The organism is Rhodococcus sp. O3 (genome assembly GCF_048897285.1).
Taxonomy (GTDB): Bacteria; Actinomycetota; Actinomycetes; order Mycobacteriales; family Mycobacteriaceae; genus Rhodococcus.
The window spans coordinates 26,435-43,304 of record NZ_JBMBTE010000019.1; the positions used below are offsets into that span (position 1 = coordinate 26,435).

Consider the following 16,870-nt stretch of genomic DNA (forward strand, 5'->3'; position numbering starts at 1 on the left):
CGAAGCGGGGCCTACTGCTTTTCGTGATTCTCGGACTATTCGCCGGTGAGCGGGCCCATGTCGAAGTAGTCCCGCCACGCGGCGATCTTTCCGTCGGCCACCTCGAACGACCCCATGACGGGTACCTCGACCGTGCGCCCGTTCACGGTCAGCACGTCAGTGCGCTCGTTGAGGACGAGATTGCCGCTCGCGAGCTGCCGGTGGATGCGGAAGTCGATACCACCGAACGTCGCGACCATTCCGGCGAAGTATTCCTCGATGGCGGCGCGACCGTGGACCTCCTCCAACGGAATGTTGTGGTACACGGCGTCGTCGGTGAAGTACGCGGCGAGCGCAGCCGGGTCCGGTTCCGCCCAGGCCGCGCAGAATTCGGTGACGAGCTGGTCGGGCGTCATCGCCTGCCTCCCTGTTGCAGTCCGATCGAGTGTCACACGCGGACGAACCGCGCCGGATCGGTTCCGGGGACGCGGCGGGCGCGCCCCCGCTCGATGAGGTGGCGGATGTGCGCCGAACCTTCGGACATGGCCATCTGCTTGCCGCGCGGCGGTGTCTCGTCCCACGGCCGGTACCACTTCATGCGTTCGGTGGCTTGCCACAACGTCAGCTCCTCGTCCCCGAACGACTCGTAGAGATCGTCGAGGCGGCGTTCGTGGTGTTCGACGAGCGCCTCCGTCCGGGCGGCGAGGTCGTCGATGGGCTGCCGGTGCGCGGGCAGGGTGCGGCGGGCGGGCAGGGCCGCGACGGCGCGCAGCGAGTCGAGGAACTCCCCCAGCGCGTCGCGTTCGGCCACGGGGAAGTCGAATTCGCCGATGTGCGGGGTGGTCTTGGCGAGCACGTGGTCGCCGCTGAAGAGGATGCCGTGTTCCTCGATGTAGAAGCACGCGTGGCCCGGGGTGTGGCCGGGGGTGAACACGGTTCGCAGGGTGCGTCCGACGAGCGGGATGATCTCGTCGGTCTTCAGCACCCGGTCCGGTTTCTCGTCCGGGACGCCGTCGCGGTCGCGGCCGGCGGCGAGGAATTCCTCGATGTACTCGGCGGGCGCGCCGGCCTTGACCCACTGGTCGAGTTCCCGGTTCGTCCAGTCGTGGCCGGCCATCATGTGTCCGAGCTGCTCGAAGTCCGCTTCGTGCATGCCGACCCAGCATCCGGACGCTTCGCGGATGCGGCCGGTGAGGCCGACGTGGTCGGGATGGAAGTGTGTGACAACCACCCCTTCGACGTCGGTCACCGACAGTCCGGCCGATGCGAGCCCGGCCTGCAGCGCATTCCAGGAGGTGTCGTTGTTCCACCCCACGTCCACGAGAATCACCCCGCGTGGGGACTCGACCGCGTAGACCTGGGTGTCGCCGACCGGCAGGTCCGCGACGGGAACGGGGATCGCGTGGATGCCGTCCCCGATGTCTCGGGCCTCGTTGAACTGTTCCATATTTGCGCCTCCGAAATCTGCACTACTGCATCTTCTTCTCCGAAGCTAGCGCAAAGGGTTCAACTATTCTCCGGACAGGGGCTCGATGATCGCGAGAATCGAACGGATCTCCCCTGCCGGGATGTCGAAGTGCTCGGTGATCGACACCGTCGTATCGGTGCCCCCGGCGGCGATGTCGAGCAGGAAGCGCGCAACGACGTTGTTGCCCCACTCGTGGAACTTCAGATTCCGCACCCGGCGGAGCGGCCGGTACTCCGGTCCGTGCTCGAGCCGGTGCCGGATCTCGGCGCCGGTCTCGCCGGTACGCTGCCCGTTCTCCACCCGCCAGGCATCGGCGGCCAGGCGGACGTGGGACGCATCGTGGCTGATCAGCGACCGGATATAGGCACGCGCCATCGCGACGCGGGGACTGTCGGTCGGCGCGGTCGCGTGCTCGGCGACGGCCGCCATGAGCGTCGGCGCCCAGTCCGGCCGGCAGATCACCAGATCCGGCAGATAGGGGTGGGGGCGGTTGTATTCCAGTTCCGAGCCGTCGATCCGCGCGCAGAACAGTCCGGCCGCCTGCGCAACGGCCACCGGGGCCGCCGAGTCCCATTCCCACTGGCCACCGGCGTGAACATAGGCGTCGACCTCGCCGCGGAGCACCGCCATCGCCTTCGCACCCGCCGATCCCATGCGCACGAGGTCGGCACCGACGTCGCGGGCCACCGCACCGGCGAACTCCGGCGGGCGACTACCGCTGACCACGATGCGGGGACGACCCTCGCCGAGCGGACGCCGTTCGACGACGGGCGCCTCGTCGGTGCTGTACACGGCGCCGAGTCCCGGCTGGGCGACCGCTCCGGCGGTCAGACCGCGACCGGCCTCCCACAACGCGACGTGCACGGCCCAGTCGGTGTGGCCGAGCATCCCGTATTCCTTCGACCCGTCGAGCGGGTCGATGATCCACACCCGCTCGGCGTCGACGCGCGCCGGATCGTCCGCGGACTCCTCGGACAGCACGGCGTCCCCGGGACGGTGCTCGGCCAGCATTTCGAGGATGAGCATGTTCGCGTCGTGGTCGCCGCGGCGGCCGAGTTCGCGCCCGCTCAGGGTATCGGCCTCGGCGGCTCGAACGGTCAGCAACAGTTCTCCTGCCGCCGTGGCGATCTCGGCGGCGAGAGCAGCATCGTCTGTCATGGCATCAACACTTCCATGATCCGGGCGGCCTGCGCGACCGGATCGCCGTCGGACGGGCGGAGCACCAGGTCGGGGCTCTGTGGCGGTTCGTACGGGTCGTCGACGCCGGTGAAGCCGGTGATCTCCCCGGCCCGGGCGCGGGCGTACATGCCCTTGGGGTCGCGGGCCTCGCAGTCGGCGAGCGGGGTGTCGACGAACACCTCGACGAACGGGATGCCGGCGTCGGCGTGCTGCTGCCGGATCCGGTCGCGGTCGGCGCGGTAGGGACTGATCAGCGAGCAGATCGCGATCAGGCCGGCGTCGGCCATCAATTGGGCGACGGCCCCGACGCGGCGCACGTTCTCGGCGCGGTCCTCGGGTCCGAATCCGAGGTCGGAGTTGAGGCCGTGGCGCAGATTGTCACCGTCCAGGCGATAGGCGGGAATTCCCGCCGCGAGCAGCTTGCGTTCGAGTTCCGCTGCGACCGTGGATTTTCCGGATGCGGACAGGCCGGTCAGCCACACCGTCCTGCCCGTGGTGGCGCGGTCGGCGCGGACGACCTCGGCGGGGTGCCACACGGCGCCCGTCTCGGCGAGGGTGGGTCCGGTGATCATGCCGGCGGCGACGGTGTTGCCGGTGGTCTCGTCGACGAGGACGAAGCTGCCGGTGGTGCGGTTGCGCCGGTACGGGTCGAACAGCAATGGCTGTTGGGTGCGCAGCTGGACGCGCCCGATCTCGTTGAGGCTCAGCGTTGTTGCGGTCTCGTTGCGGTGCAGCGTGTTGACGTCGAGCCGGTAGTCGAGCCGTACAGGGCGGGCATGGACCGCCTTCGTGGTGTGCAGCAGGGTGTAGCGGGTGTCCGGATCGAGGGTCGAGCGTTCGGTGAGCCAGCAGACCATGGCGTCGATCTCGGTGCCGACGAGCGGCCGGTTGTTGGGCCGGCACAGCATGTCCCCACGGCCGAGGTCGAGTTCGTCCGCGAGTTCGACGCACACGGCGACGTCGGCGAACGCATGCTCGAGCGGTTCCCCGCCTGGCCCCCAGATGCGCTCGACGCGGGTACCGAACCCGGACGGCAGTGCGACCACCTCGTCGCCGGGTTTGAACACACCGCTGGCGACGGTGCCCGCGTAGCCGCGGAAGTCGCCGGTGCCCGCGTAGCGGCGGAATTCGCCACTGCGGCGGATGACGTACTGCACCGGCAGGCGCGCGTCGATGAGGTTGTGGTCGGACCCGATGTGCACCTGTTCGAGATGATGCAGCAGCGAAGTCCCTTCGTACCACGGCATGTTCGCAGTGCGGCTGACGACGTTGTCGCCCTGCAGCGCCGAGATCGGCACGAAGTACAGGTCGTGGATCTCCAATTTGGCTGCGAAGCGCCGGAATTCGTCGCAGATCTCCTCGAAGCGGTCCTGCGACCAGTCAACCAGGTCCATCTTGTTCACACACAGCACCAGGTGCGGCACCCCGAGCAGACTTGCCAGGAACGCGTGCCGCCGGGTCTGTTCGAGGATGCCCTTGCGGGCGTCGACGAGGATCAGCGCGAGGTCGGCGGTCGAGGCGCCGGTGACCATGTTGCGGGTGTACTGCTCGTGTCCCGGCGTGTCGGCGATGACGAAGCTGCGGTGCGGCGTCGCGAAGTAGCGGTACGCGACGTCGATGGTGATGCCCTGTTCCCGTTCCGCGCGCAGGCCGTCGGTGAGCAGCGCCAGATCGGTCTGTTCGGCGCCGCGGTCCCGGCTGGTACGGGCCACGGCCTCGAGCTGATCCTCGAAGACGGCCTTGGAATCGAACAGCAGCCGGCCGATCAGCGTGGACTTGCCGTCGTCGACGCTGCCGGCGGTCGCGATGCGCAGCAGGTGGGACATCAGAAGTAGCCCTCCTTCTTGCGGTCTTCCATGCCCGCCTCGGAGATCCGGTCGTCGGCGCGGGTGGCGCCGCGTTCGGTGACGCGGCTGGCGGCGACCTCGGCGACCACCTGTTCGGCGGTGGCCGCGGTGGATTCGACGCAGCCGGTGCAGGTGGCGTCGCCGACGGTGCGGAAGCGCACGAGCGCCTCGCGTGGCTGCTCCTCGGGCTGCAGAGTCAGAAATCGGGTGTGCGCCAGGAGCATTCCGTCACGTTCGACGACGGACCGGCGGTGCGCGTAGTACAGCGTCGGCAGGTCGATGTTCTCGTCGCGCAGGTACGACCAGATGTCGAGTTCGGTCCAGTTCGACAGGGGGAAGACGCGGATGTGCTCGCCTTTGCGGTGCCGCCCGTTGTACAGGTGCCACAGTTCGGGTCGCTGCGCCTTGGGATCCCACTGCCCGAACCGGTCTCGGAAGCTGAAGATGCGTTCCTTGGCGCGAGCCTTCTCCTCGTCGCGGCGGGCACCCCCGAAGACCGCGTCGAAGCCGCCTTCGCGCAGGGCGCGCAGCAGGGTGCCGGTCTGCAACCGGTTGCGGCCGCCGTGCGGGCCGGTGTCCTCGACGGCGCGGCCGGCGTCGATGTCGTCCTGGACGGACGCGACGATCAGGCGCACGCCGAGGCGCTCGACGACCCGGTCGCGGAACTCGACGACCTCGTCGAAGTTGTGGCCGGTGTCGATGTGCAGCACCGGGAAGGGCAGCGGCGCGGGCCAGAACGCCTTGGCGGCGAGATGAAGCATCACCGCCGAATCCTTGCCGCCCGAGAACAGCAGCACGGGTCGCTCGAAGGTCGCCGCGACCTCCCGGAAGATGTGCACGGATTCGGCTTCGAGCGCGCGGAGGGGTGGCAACTCGTAGGACGGTGGTCGAAACGGTTGCGCCGTGGTCATGAGGTACTCCCCACCCGGGATGTCGGTCCAAATATGTACCGATTCGGTCGAAGTCGAACTACCGAAACGATAGAACGAGTTTCAATTCCGGGTCAACGGTTTCGGGAGACCGGAGCAGCCATCAGCGCTCCGGACGGCGCCCGCCGAGCTCCGCGGTGATCGCATCGGCCGCCTCGACGAGCGCCGCGCCGCGCCGCGCGATCTCCGCGGCGTCGATCTCGGCCTCGACGTGCAGCGCGAGGACCAGCGATTGGTGGCCGTCCGGGTCGTAGGCGGGCGCGGCGATCAGGTTCACCGCGAGCGGTTCACCAGCCGGGGCCTCCTCCGGGAAGAGGACGCGCTCACCCGGACTGGACACCAGCTCCCCGAGCAGTTCGCGCAGTTCCGGCGCCAGGTCGTGCGCGACCACACCGGCCATCAGCGCATACAGCCGCCGCCCGCCCCGGGTGAGCGATTCGACGAGGTATCCCGTGCGCCGGCACCGGTCGACCACGCGCTGCAGATGCGGGCGGTCGAGCCGTACCGGCAGCGTCGGCTCGCGCCGCAGCCATTGTTCGAGGCGCTGGTCGGTGTCCCACAGGACGTACATCAGGCCGACGGGCGGCGCGAACGGGTACACCTCCCCCACCCGGGCGCTCGCCGTCGCGCCCCGGGGTCCAACGACGTCGAGCACCGCGATGCGGTCGCCGACCACGGCCGAGGCCGTGCAGGCGGCGTCGAACCGGTCGCTGAGCTGCGCGAGATGCCGGTGCGCGACCGGACCGGCCGCGAAGCCGCGCTGCGCCGCGCGCCCGGCGACGATCAGGGCGGGGCCGAGCCCGTAGGTCTTGTCGACCGGGTCGCGCATGAGATAACCCGCGTCGGCGAGCGCGGTGAGGATGCCGAGGCAGGTCGGTTTGCTCAGGTCCAGCTCGCGGGCGAGTTGGGAGAGGCCGAACCGGACGCCCGGGTGGGCGACGAGGTGGTCGAGGACCTGCACGACCCGCTCGGTCGGCGGTGAGCGGCGGGCGGACCCGGCAGCGCCGTCCCCGATCGGCGCGGTGGAATCACTGCGACGAACCATTGACCACTTCCTGTAACACGTTCTATCGTCGGTCCAATCAGACCTTACCGCAGCGGTACATATTTGGACCACAGGGAGATCGATGTGATCACCGATCCGCTCACCGCGGCGATCGCCGAGGCCGAGAAACTCGTCGCCACCGCGTCGCACATCCGCACCGATCAGGATCTCGCCGAGGGCTACGCCTACCTCGCCGGGGGAATCGCCGCGTGCGTGCACGCCGCCTGGGCCCACAGCAGTACCCATCCGGTCCTCATCACCGGCACCGGCCCGTACTCCAAGATGGGCCTGGACAACCCCGACACCCTGTACTGGGGTGCGGCCGTGCGCGACAACGCCGAGTACGTGGTCACCGGCCGCCGCGGCACCACCTGCGACCTGAGCTTCCAGGTGCTCGCCGGCAACTACACCGACGCCGACGTGCCCGGCAACGTCACCGCCTTCGACGACCGCGCGATCCGCATCGAGGACGACGGCACGTTCGAGGTGCGTTTCGGCCCCGGTCCCACCGACCCGGAGCGCAACTACTTCACTCTCGCGCCTGGATCGTCGCAGCTCGTCATCCGGGAGGTGTACAGCGACTGGTCGCAGCGACGCGGCACCGTCCGCATCGACCGGGTCGACGCGCTCGGCGTCCCCGCGGCCGAACCGACGCAGGAGGACGCCGTCAAACGCTACGAGCGGGCCGGACGTGCGCTCGTCTCGCGGGTGAAGACGTGGCTGCAGTTCCCCGAGTGGTTCTACCTGAAGCTGCCGGTCAACACCGTGACCGCACCCCGCCGCACCCCCGGCGGCCTGGACACGCAGTACTCGTCCGTCGGGCACTACGAACTCGCCGACGACGAGGCGATGATCCTCACCGTGCCCGCGTCCGACGCCCCCTACCTGGGTTTCCAGATCGGCAGCCTCTGGTACATCTCGCTGGACTACATCCACCACCAGACGTCGCTGAACAACACTCAGGCCCAGGTGGATCCGGACGGCAACGTCCGCATCGTGATCTCGAACCGCAACCCCGGGATCACCAACTGGATCGAGACGCTCGGCCGCAGCCGCGGCATCCTGCAGTTCCGCTGGCAGCGCATCGACCGCGAACTCACCGCCGCGGACGGTCCGACGGCACAGGTGGTTCCGTTCGACAAGATCGCCGAGTCGCTGCCGTTCCACGAGTCCAACCGCATCACCCCCGAGGCGTGGTCCCGGCGGATCGCGGCGCGCCAGACCGCGATCGCCGATCGGATGCAGGCGTGAGCGCGCCGGCGGGGTTGCTGCACGACCGGGTGGTCGTGATCTCCGGCGTCGGGCCCGGTCTCGGGCGTACCCTCGCGGTCCGGTGCGCCGAACACGGCGCCGACGTCGTGCTGGCCGCCCGCACCCGCGAGCGGCTCGACGAGGTTGCCGCGGAGGTCACCGCGCTGGGCCGGCGCGCCCTGGGAGTGCCCACCGACATCACCGACGACGAATCCGCCGGCGCACTGGTGGCCGCGGCCGTCGAGGAATTCGGCGCCGTGCACGTGCTGGTCAACAACGCCTTCTCGGTCCCGTCGATGAAGCCGCTGGCGCGCACCGACTTCCAGCACATCCGGGACAGCGTGGAACTGTCCGTGCTCGGCGCGCTGCGCCTGACCCAGTTGTTCACCCCCGTCCTCGCCGAGTCGAAAGGCGCAGTGGTGAACGTCAATTCGATGGTGCTGCGGCATTCCCAGGAACGGTACGGCAGCTACAAGATCGCGAAGTCGGCGTTGCTGTCGATGTCGCAGTCGCTGGCGACCGAACTCGGACCCCAGGGAATCCGAGTGAATTCCGTTGCCCCCGGCTACATCTGGGGTCCGATCCTCCGGAGCTACTTCGAGCACCAGGCCGGTAAGTACGGCACCACCGTCGAGCAGATCTACGAGCACACCGCAGCCGCCAGCGACCTGCGTCGCCTGCCCACCACCGAGGAGATCGCCGACGCGGTGATCTTCCTGGCCTCGCCGATGGCGTCGGCGATCACCGGGCAGTGCCTCGACGTCAACTGCGGCGAATTTCATCATTGAGCCGTGTGCCTTTGTGGCGGCAGGAGCCGCCACGAAGGCACACGGGGACGGAGTCCACCATGACCGAACGCACCACCATCGGCAGCGCCGAATCCCTGCACGAGTCCGCAACCCGGTTGACCGGACTGACCGACTTCGGCAGCGACGACTACCACGAGGCCCTCGGCGTCCTGCTCGAGTCGTACGCCCGCGATGAGAAACTGACACCGCTCGGCAGCAAGATGTCGCGGGTGTTCCTGCGCGGCGCCCTCGTTGCGCGGCTGCTGTCCGAGGCCGCCTGGAAACAGCATCCCGAACACGCCGACGTCGAGATCACCCGCCCGATCTTCGTCACCGGACTACCCCGCACCGGCACCACCGCGCTGCACCGGCTGCTCACCGCCGACCCGGCCCACCAGGGGCTCGAGATGTGGCTGACGGAGATACCCCAGCCGCGGCCGCCGCGGGACACGTGGGCGGACAACCCGGTGTTCGCCGGGATCGAGGCCGGATTCGCGCAGCACCACATCGAGCACCCGGAGTTCATGGGCGTGCACTACATGTCCGCCGGTGAGGTCGAGGAATGCTGGCAGCTGCTGCGCCAGTCCTTCCGGTCCGTGTCGTACGAGTGCCTCGCGCACCTGCCCACCTACTCCCGGTGGCTCGCCACCCAGGACTGGACGAGCGCCTACGAGCGGCACCGCCGCAATCTGCAGCTCATCGGCCTGCCCGACGCCGACAAGCGCTGGGTGCTGAAGAACCCGAGCCACCTGTTCGCGCTCGACGAGTTGCTCACCGTGTACCCGGACGCGCTCGTCGTCGTCACCCATCGCGACCCGCGCACCGTCATCCCGTCGGTGTGCAGCCTCACCGCGCAGGCCTCGGAGGGGTGGTCGGAGGCCTTCGTCGGCGACACGATCGGCCGCAGCCAGCTCGACCTGTGGGCGCGCGGCTTCGAGAAGTTCACCGAGGTCCGGGCCCGGCACGACCAGGCCCGATTCGTCGACGTCGACTACCGCGACTTCGTCGGCGACCCGATCGGCACGATCGGTTCGCTCTACGACCGCTTCGGAATCGGTCTCAGCGCCGAGGCCGAAGCGGCGATGGCGGCCCTGCACGCCGAAAGCCGCCAGGGCGACCGCAAACCCGCGCATCGCTACACCCTCGAGGAGTTCGGGCTGACCGTCGAAGAGGTGGACGAACGCTTCCCCGACTACGCCTTCCGCTGACCGTCCGCGGGCGCGAAACATGCGGTGGCACCCCATGGTTGGTGATCACCGTCGGCACAGCGGGCATTCCGGGTCCCGGTGCCGGCCGTTCGGGCCGTCACCTGCCCCGGAATCGCCGTCCGCGACACCCGCGGAATCGATTTCGGACGGTGTCCACTGTCCGATCGGGCGTTCCTTCGTGGGATGATCGACGTATGCCTGCACCGCTGCCGCTCGACCCCATCGCCGAAGCCCACCGCCAGTGGATCGACCACGGCTGGGGTGAGGTCGCGGACGGCATGGCCGTGGTGACGTCGCTGATGCGGGCCCAGCAGATCCTCATGGCGCGGGTCGAAGAGGTGCTCAAACCGTTCGGTCTCACCTTCGCGCGCTACGAACTGCTGACGTTGCTGCACTTCACGCGCCAGGGCGCCCTGCCGATGGCCAAGGCCAGCGCGCGGCTGCAGGTGCACCCGACCAGCGTCACGAACGCGGTGGACCGGCTCGAATCGGCAGGGCTGGTGCGCCGGACCCCGCACCCGAGCGACCGCCGCGCGACACTGGTCGAACTCACCGACGACGGTCGCGCGCTGGCGATCGCCGCGACCGAGAAGCTCAATACCGAGGTGTTCTCGCGACCCGGCATTCCCGACGATCAACTCGAGCCGCTGCTGCGCATCCTGGCCGGAATGCGGCACGACGCCGGCGACTTCGACACCGGTGGCGCGCCCACCAAGTGGTGACGGCGCCGATCCAGATCACGAAAACGACTGCAGGGCCGACCCTTCCGGGTCGGCCCTGCAGTCGTATCACGCTCAGGCGTGCTCGAACACCACGCTATGCGTGCTTGAATTCCGGCGTGCGCTTCTCGATGAACGCGGCCATGCCTTCCTTCTGGTCGGCGGTGGCGAACGTCGAATGGAACAGGCGCCGTTCGAACTTCACGCCCTCGGCGAGGGTCGTCTCGAACGCGCGGTTGACCGCTTCCTTCGCCATGATGGCCGCGGACAGCGACATCGACGCGATGGTGGTTGCGGTCTCGAGCGCGACGTCGAGCAGCTCGGCGGCCGGCACGATGCGCGAAACCAGGCCGGCGCGTTCGGCTTCCTCGGCATCCATGTTGCGTCCGGTCAGGCACATGTCCATGGCCTTCGCCTTGCCGACGGCGCGGGTCAGGCGCTGCGAACCGCCGATGCCCGGGATGACGCCCAGCTTGATCTCGGGCTGCCCGAACTTCGCGGTGTCCGCCGCAATGATGAAGTCGCACAGCATCGCCAGCTCACAGCCGCCGCCCAGCGCGTAGCCGGAGACCGCGGCGATGATCGGGGTACGGGCGGACGAGATCTTGTCCCAGTCGGAGAAGAAGTCCTCGCCGTACGCCTCGGAGTAGGTCTTCGGCGCCATCTCCTTGATGTCGGCGCCGGCTGCGAACGCCTTCTCCGAGCCGGTGATGACGATCGCGCCGATCTCGCGGTCGGCGTCGAGTTCCTCGACGGCTGCGACCACTTCGCGCATCAGCTGGCTGTTGAGCGCGTTGAGCGCCTTGGGCCGGTTGAGCGTGATGAGTCCCACGCGACCCTTGCGGTCGAGCAGGATGGTCTCGAAATCGGTCACTGGTTGTCCTCTGCATTCGAACGGGCACGGATGTCGGTGATGATGGCGGAGAAGTCGAGTCCGCCACCGCCACCGGTGTTGAACCGATGGTAGAGCTCGGCCGCGCGCAGCCCGAGTTCGCCCTCCACTCCGTTGGCCCGCAGCGCGTTCGCGGCCAGTCCGAGGTCCTTGTCCATGAGTGCTGCCGCGAAGCCCGGCTGGTAGTCGTTGTTCGCCGGAGTCGTCGGGACCGGTCCGGGGACCGGGCAGTTGCTGGTCAGCGCCCAGCACTGGCCGGACGCGTTGGACGCGACGTCGAACAGCGCCTGGTTGCTCAGGCCCAGTTTCTCGCCGAGCACGAACGCCTCGCTGATCGCGATCATCGACACGCCGAGGATCATGTTGTTGCAGATCTTCGCGGCCTGCCCGACACCGGAGGCGCCGCAGTGCACGACCTTCTTGCCCATGACGTCGAGCAGCGGCTGCGCGGTGGCGAAGTCGTCCTCGGAACCGCCGACCATGAACGCCAGCGTGCCGGCGGCGGCACCCGCGACGCCGCCGGAGACGGGGGCGTCGATGGCGCGATGTCCGGCCTTGTGGGCGCGTTCGGCCGCCTCGCGGGCGTCGGCGACGTCGATGGTGGAGCTGTCGATGAACAGGGTGTTCGGCTTGGCGGCGGGCAGGATCTCGTCGTAGAGATCGAGCACGAGCTTGCCGTTGGGCAGCATGGTGATGACGACGTCGGCGTCGCGCACGGCCTCGACGGCGGAGGCCACGACGGTGATTCCGTCCTTGGTCGCCTGTTCCTGGGCGGCGGGTACCGGGTCGAATCCGGTGACCGAGTAGCCGGCCTTGACGAGGTTCGCGGCCATCGGCCCGCCCATGTGGCCGAGACCGAGGAACGCGACGGTGGGGAGAGCACTCATGTCATTCTCCTTGGGATGCGGCGAGGCCGAGTTCGAGCTCGCCGAGCTGCTGGAAGTAGGCATCGACGTCGGCGGTGGTCACGTCGGCGAGGGTGGCCGGCGACCACTGCGGGTTGCGGTCCTTGTCGACGACCTGGGCACGGATGCCCTCGACGAGGTCGTGCGACTTCAGCGACGCGAGCGACACCCGGTATTCCTCGTCGAGCACCTGCTCGAGGCTGCCGGCCTCCCGGGCCTGCCGCAGCGAGCGCAGCGTGACCTTCAGCGCGACGGGCGACTTGCCGAGGATCTGCTCGGCGGTGGCCTGTGCTTCGGGGAGGCCGGAGGCCTGCAGGCGTTCGACGATCTCCTCGACGGTGTCCGCGGAGTAGGCGGCGTCGATCCAGGACTGCTGTGCGAGCAGTTCGGATTCCGGTGCAGGACGGGAGTATTCGGCGATCGCGTCGTCGAGCCCGGCGCTTCCGATCGCCCCGACGAACTTGTCGAGCGACTCGGACGGGACGAAGTGGTCGGCGAAGCCGAGGGCGATCGCGTCGCCCGCCTTCAGCCGGCCGGTGGTGAGCGCGATGTGGGTGCCGAGTTCACCGGGGGCACGCGAGAGCAGGTAGGTGCCGCCGACGTCGGGGACGAAGCCGATGCCGACCTCGGGCATGGCGATGGTGGAGCGTTCGGTGACGACCCGCACGTTGCCGTGGGCGGAAATGCCGACGCCGCCGCCCATCACGATGCCGTCCATGATCGCCACGTAGGGCTTCGGGTAGCGGCCGATCGCGGCGTTGAGGATGTACTCGTCGCGCCAGAACTCCTGCGATCCGGTGCCGCCGTCCTTGGCGTCGTGGTAGATCGAGACGATGTCACCGCCGGCGCACAGCCCCCGCTCCCCCGCCCCGGACACGACGACGGCCCGGATCGAGTCGTCGTCGGCCCATGTGCGGAGATTTTCGGCGATGGTACGGACCATGCCGTGGTTGAGAGCGTTGATCGCCTTGGGGCGATTGAGGGTCAGACGGCCGACGCCGTTCGACACCTCGACGAGAACTTCCGGTTCCTGCCCGGTCATGCCGCTCCTGTCTGCGCCGCGGCCACCACGCTGCGCGCGACGACCACCCGCATGATCTCGTTGGTTCCTTCCAGGATCTGATGCACACGCAGATCCCGCACGATCTTCTCGATACCGTACTCGGCGAGATAGCCGTAGCCGCCGTGCAGCTGCAGCGCCTCGTTCGCGGCCTCGAAACCGGCGTCGGTGGCGAAACGCTTTGCCATCGCGCACAGTTCGACGACGTCGTCGGCGCCCTGGTCGAGAGCGTCCGCCGCCCGCCACAGCAGCGTCCGGGCCGCCTCGAGTTCGGTGCGCATGTCCGCGAGGCGGAACTGCAGCGCCGGGGAGTCGAGGAGCCGGTCGCCGAACGCCTTGCGTTCGGCGAGGTAGGCGACGGTGCGGTCGAGGGCGGTCTGGCCGCCGCCGACCGAGCACGCGGCGATGTTGAGGCGACCGCCGTTGAGGCCCTGCATCGCGATGCGGAAGCCGCCGCCCTCGGCGCCGAGCAGGTTCTCCGCCGGCACCCGCGCGCCTTCGAGGATGACCTGGCGGGTGGGCTGGGCGTTCCAGCCCATCTTCTTCTCGTTCGCGCCGAACGACAGACCCGGCGTGTCCTTCGGGACGATGAACGCCGAGATGCCGCGCGGGCCGGGTTCGCCGGTCCGCGCCATCACGACGTACACGTCGGACGTGCCGGCGCCGGAGATGAACTGCTTGACGCCGGTGAGCACGTAGTCGTCACCGTCGCGGACGGCCTTGGTGCTCAAGGCCGCCGCGTCCGAGCCTGCGCCCGGTTCGGTGAGGCAGTAGCTGCCGAGCTGTTCCATCGAGCACAGCCCCGGCACCCAGCGGCGCCGCTGATCGTCGTTGCCGAACTTGTCGATCATCCACGTGACCATGTTGTGGATGGACATGTACGCGGCGATCGACGGGCAGCCCTTGGCGAGCTCCTCGAAGATCCGCACCGAGTCGAGTCGACGCAGTCCGGAGCCGCCCACGTCCTCGCGGACGTAGATGCCGCCCATGCCGAGTGCCGCGGCCTTGCGCATCACGTCGACCGGGAAATGCTTGGCCTGGTCCCATTCCACTGCGTTCGGTGCCAGGTACTCGGTGGCGAAGTCGCGGGCGGTGTCGCGGATCGCCCGGTCGTCGTCGGTGAGGGTGAACATGCTGATCCTGTCTGGGTCTGTCGTCCGGTCCGGTCCGAGGCGCTCAGTCCATCGTGGGGATGACGAAGTGGTCGGTGTCGCTCACGTGGGCACCCTCGAGGTCGCCCTCCTTGACGCCGGACGGCCAGCGCTGCGTGATCGTCTTGGTCTTGGTGTAGAAGCGGAAGGCGTCGGGACCGTGCTGGTTGAGGTCACCGAAGCCGGAGGCCTTCCAGCCGCCGAAGGTGTAGTAGGCGATCGGCACCGGGATCGGGACGTTGACGCCGACCATGCCGACCTGGACGCGGGTGGCGAAGTCGCGGGCGGTGTCGCCGTCGCGGGTGAAGATGGCGACGCCGTTGCCGTACTCGTGCTCGGTCGGCAGACGCAGCGCGTCCTCGTAGTCGCGGGCGCGCACGACGGTGAGCACCGGGCCGAAGATCTCCTCGCGGTAGATCGACATGTCGGTGGTGACCTTGTCGAACAGGGTCGCGCCGGAGAAGAAGCCGTTCTCGTTGCCCTCGAGGACGAAGCCGCGGCCGTCGACGACGAGCTCGGCACCTTCCTCGACACCCTTGGCGATGTAGTCGTGCACGCGGTCGCGAGCGGCGGCGGTCACGAGCGGACCGAAGTCGGCCTTCTCGTCGAAGCTGGTGCCGATGCGCAGCTCGGCGATGCGGTCCTGGAGCTTGGCGACGAGGCGGTCGGCGGTCTCCTCACCGACCGGGACGGCGACGGACAGCGCCATGCAGCGCTCACCGGCCGAGCCGTAGGCGGCGCCGACGAGTGCGTCCGCGACCTGGTCGAGGTCGGCGTCCGGCATGATGATCGCGTGGTTCTTCGCGCCGCCGAAGCACTGTGCGCGCTTGCCGTTCTTCGCGGCGGTCTCGTAGATGTACTGCGCGATCGGGGTGGAGCCGACGAAGCCGAGGGCCTTGACACGCGGATCGTTGAGCAGGACGTCGACGGATTCCTTGTCGCCGTTGACGACGTTGAAGACACCGGCGGGCAGGCCGGCCTCGAGGAACAGCTCCGCGAGGCGCAGCGGCACCGAGGGGTCGCGCTCGGAGGGCTTGAGAACGAACGCGTTACCGGCCGCGAGCGCCGGGGCGGCCTTCCACAGCGGGATCATCGCGGGGAAGTTGAACGGGGTGATGCCGGCGACGACGCCGAGGGGCTGGCGCATCGAGTAGACGTCGATGCCGGTGCCGGCGGACTCGGTGTATTCACCCTTGAGCAGGTGCGGGGCACCGAGAGCGACCTCGACGACCTCGAGGCCGCGCTGGACGTCGCCCTTGGCGTCGGGGATGGTCTTGCCGTGCTCGCTCGACAGCAGCCGGGCGAGTTCGTCCATGTTGTCCTGCGCGAGCTGCAGGAACCGCATCAGCACGCGGACGCGCTTCTGCGGGTTCCACGACGCCCACACCTTCTGGGCCTCTTCGGCGTTGGCGATGGCGGCTTCGACCTCGGCCTGGGTGGCGAGCGGGACGCGTGCCTGCACCTCGCCGGTGTTGGGGTCGAAGACGTCCCCGAATCGCCCGGATGTCCCGGCGACGTGCTCGCCACCGATGAAGTGGGTGAGTTCACGAATGCTCATTGTCGCGAGTCCTTTGCTGATCGACGGTTCGGACGTAGGGCACCGAAAGCGCCCCTCGAAGTCTGTGTCCATCCTATAGTTGGAAGTCCATGTATGTCTACCGTCACATCTTGCCGGGTCCCGGCGACGCCGCATCATCGCAGGCGGCGGTACAGATCCTCCAGGTCGGAGACCGCGCGGATGACGACGGCCTCGTCCGTGCCGCCCGCGCGCAGCGCACGCCGCAGCAGCATCGGGTCCAGATCCTCGAGCGCCGGGCGGAACCGCTCCATCGGCAGTTCCGGCAGTTCCGTGTCGTCGCCGTAGAAGTCGTCGGCGGGCGGCTCCGACGCATCGACCTCGCCGATCAGCCGCTCGAGGCCCACACCGCGCAGGGTGAGCACGGCCAGCGGGTGTTCGTCGACGTGTTCGGCCAGCAGATACGCCACCGCCGCGGCGTGTTTGCAGGGCCAGCCGTCGTCGGGGCAGGTGCAGTCGAAGTCGAGCTCCCCGGCGCGTCGCGGCAGGAGCAGCGGCCCCAGCTCCTCCGGTAGCGCCCCGGCCGCGAGCCGCGCAAGCATCCCGGGCGCCGAACGCACCTGCTCGACCAGTTCGGCGATCGCCTCCTCGTCGAGGGTGCGGACCGTGACGGTCGCGGTGAACGGGCGCAGCTGGCTGCCCTGCACGTCGCCGACGACCGCGCCCGGCTCGAGCCGCATCGAGAGCACCTGCCCGGAGCGCGCGTAGGTGCGGCCGCGGGTCAGCCGGCCCTTGTCGGCGACCTGCTCCATGGCACCGATCAGTTCCTTCGACCACCAGCTACGCCCGATCGCGCCGCGTTTGGTGCGGGCCTCGATGCCGCCGTCGACGCGGATCGGTGTGCCGTATCTGCGGAAGTTGTTTCGCGCCATG

General features: G+C 68.9%; 16 protein-coding genes. 4 read left to right on the forward strand and 12 right to left on the reverse strand.

Going from position 1 to position 16,870, the window contains the following annotated elements; all coding sequences use genetic code 11:
* Positions 1-35: 35 nt before the first annotated feature.
* From ACN675_RS08440 to ACN675_RS08465, 6 genes are all read right to left on the reverse strand, one after another.
* Positions 36-395 (reverse strand): limonene-1,2-epoxide hydrolase family protein, encoded by a 360-nt coding sequence (locus ACN675_RS08440; RefSeq protein ID WP_420750417.1) that lies wholly within the window; start codon positions 393-395, stop codon positions 36-38.
* Positions 396-427: 32 nt separating this feature from the next.
* Positions 428-1,426, reverse strand: coding sequence for an MBL fold metallo-hydrolase (locus ACN675_RS08445; protein WP_420750418.1), 999 nt, complete (start codon positions 1,424-1,426; stop codon positions 428-430).
* A gap of 63 nt (positions 1,427-1,489) precedes the next feature.
* Entirely contained in the window at positions 1,490-2,605 is a 1,116-nt protein-coding gene (locus ACN675_RS08450) for a 3'(2'),5'-bisphosphate nucleotidase CysQ (RefSeq protein ID WP_420750419.1), read from the reverse strand.
* Positions 2,602-4,452, reverse strand: coding sequence for an adenylyl-sulfate kinase (gene cysC, locus ACN675_RS08455; RefSeq protein WP_420750420.1), 1,851 nt, complete (start codon positions 4,450-4,452; stop codon positions 2,602-2,604). The genes ACN675_RS08450 and cysC overlap by 4 nt, the downstream gene beginning before the upstream one ends.
* The gene (gene cysD / locus ACN675_RS08460) at positions 4,452-5,384 is read right to left on the reverse strand and encodes a sulfate adenylyltransferase subunit CysD (protein WP_420750421.1); all 933 of its coding nucleotides are present in this window, start codon (positions 5,382-5,384) and stop codon (positions 4,452-4,454) included. The genes cysC and cysD overlap by 1 nt, the downstream gene beginning before the upstream one ends.
* A 121-nt stretch (positions 5,385-5,505) precedes the next feature.
* Positions 5,506-6,447: an IclR family transcriptional regulator gene (locus ACN675_RS08465; RefSeq protein WP_420750422.1), complete on the reverse strand. Its 942-nt coding sequence runs from the start codon at positions 6,445-6,447 to the stop codon at positions 5,506-5,508.
* Between the two features lie 84 nt (positions 6,448-6,531).
* Here ACN675_RS08465 and ACN675_RS08470 point away from each other — a divergent pair, with 84 nt between their 5' ends.
* From ACN675_RS08470 to ACN675_RS08485, 4 genes are all read left to right on the forward strand, one after another.
* The gene (locus ACN675_RS08470; protein WP_420750423.1) at positions 6,532-7,698 is read left to right on the forward strand and encodes a hypothetical protein; all 1,167 of its coding nucleotides are present in this window, start codon (positions 6,532-6,534) and stop codon (positions 7,696-7,698) included.
* Entirely contained in the window at positions 7,695-8,486 is a 792-nt protein-coding gene (locus ACN675_RS08475; protein ID WP_420750424.1) for an SDR family oxidoreductase, read from the forward strand. Before ACN675_RS08470 ends, ACN675_RS08475 begins: the two co-directional genes overlap by 4 nt.
* A gap of 59 nt (positions 8,487-8,545) precedes the next feature.
* Positions 8,546-9,694 (forward strand): sulfotransferase family protein, encoded by a 1,149-nt coding sequence (locus ACN675_RS08480; RefSeq protein WP_420750425.1) that lies wholly within the window; start codon positions 8,546-8,548, stop codon positions 9,692-9,694.
* Positions 9,695-9,888: 194 nt separating this feature from the next.
* Entirely contained in the window at positions 9,889-10,416 is a 528-nt protein-coding gene (locus ACN675_RS08485) for a MarR family winged helix-turn-helix transcriptional regulator (RefSeq protein ID WP_420750426.1), read from the forward strand.
* A gap of 94 nt (positions 10,417-10,510) precedes the next feature.
* Here ACN675_RS08485 and ACN675_RS08490 read toward each other — a convergent pair whose 3' ends face one another.
* The 6 genes from ACN675_RS08490 to ACN675_RS08515 all read right to left on the reverse strand — a co-directional run bounded on the left by ACN675_RS08490 (position 10,511) and on the right by ACN675_RS08515 (position 16,869).
* A complete protein-coding gene (locus ACN675_RS08490; RefSeq protein ID WP_420750427.1) occupies positions 10,511-11,287 on the reverse strand; it encodes an enoyl-CoA hydratase in 777 nt (258 codons plus the stop codon).
* Positions 11,284-12,192: a 3-hydroxyisobutyrate dehydrogenase gene (gene mmsB / locus ACN675_RS08495; protein ID WP_420750428.1), complete on the reverse strand. Its 909-nt coding sequence runs from the start codon at positions 12,190-12,192 to the stop codon at positions 11,284-11,286. The genes ACN675_RS08490 and mmsB overlap by 4 nt, the downstream gene beginning before the upstream one ends.
* A 1-nt stretch (position 12,193) precedes the next feature.
* Positions 12,194-13,252: an enoyl-CoA hydratase/isomerase family protein gene (locus tag ACN675_RS08500; protein WP_420750429.1), complete on the reverse strand. Its 1,059-nt coding sequence runs from the start codon at positions 13,250-13,252 to the stop codon at positions 12,194-12,196.
* On the reverse strand, positions 13,249-14,403 hold the full coding sequence (locus ACN675_RS08505; protein WP_420750430.1) for an acyl-CoA dehydrogenase family protein: 1,155 nt from the start codon (positions 14,401-14,403) through the stop codon (positions 13,249-13,251). Before ACN675_RS08505 ends, ACN675_RS08500 begins: the two co-directional genes overlap by 4 nt.
* Before the next feature lie 43 nt (positions 14,404-14,446).
* Positions 14,447-15,979 (reverse strand): CoA-acylating methylmalonate-semialdehyde dehydrogenase, encoded by a 1,533-nt coding sequence (locus ACN675_RS08510; protein WP_420750431.1) that lies wholly within the window; start codon positions 15,977-15,979, stop codon positions 14,447-14,449.
* Between the two features lie 134 nt (positions 15,980-16,113).
* Positions 16,114-16,869: an SWIM zinc finger family protein gene (locus tag ACN675_RS08515; protein WP_420750432.1), complete on the reverse strand. Its 756-nt coding sequence runs from the start codon at positions 16,867-16,869 to the stop codon at positions 16,114-16,116.
* Position 16,870: the final 1 nt, after the last annotated feature.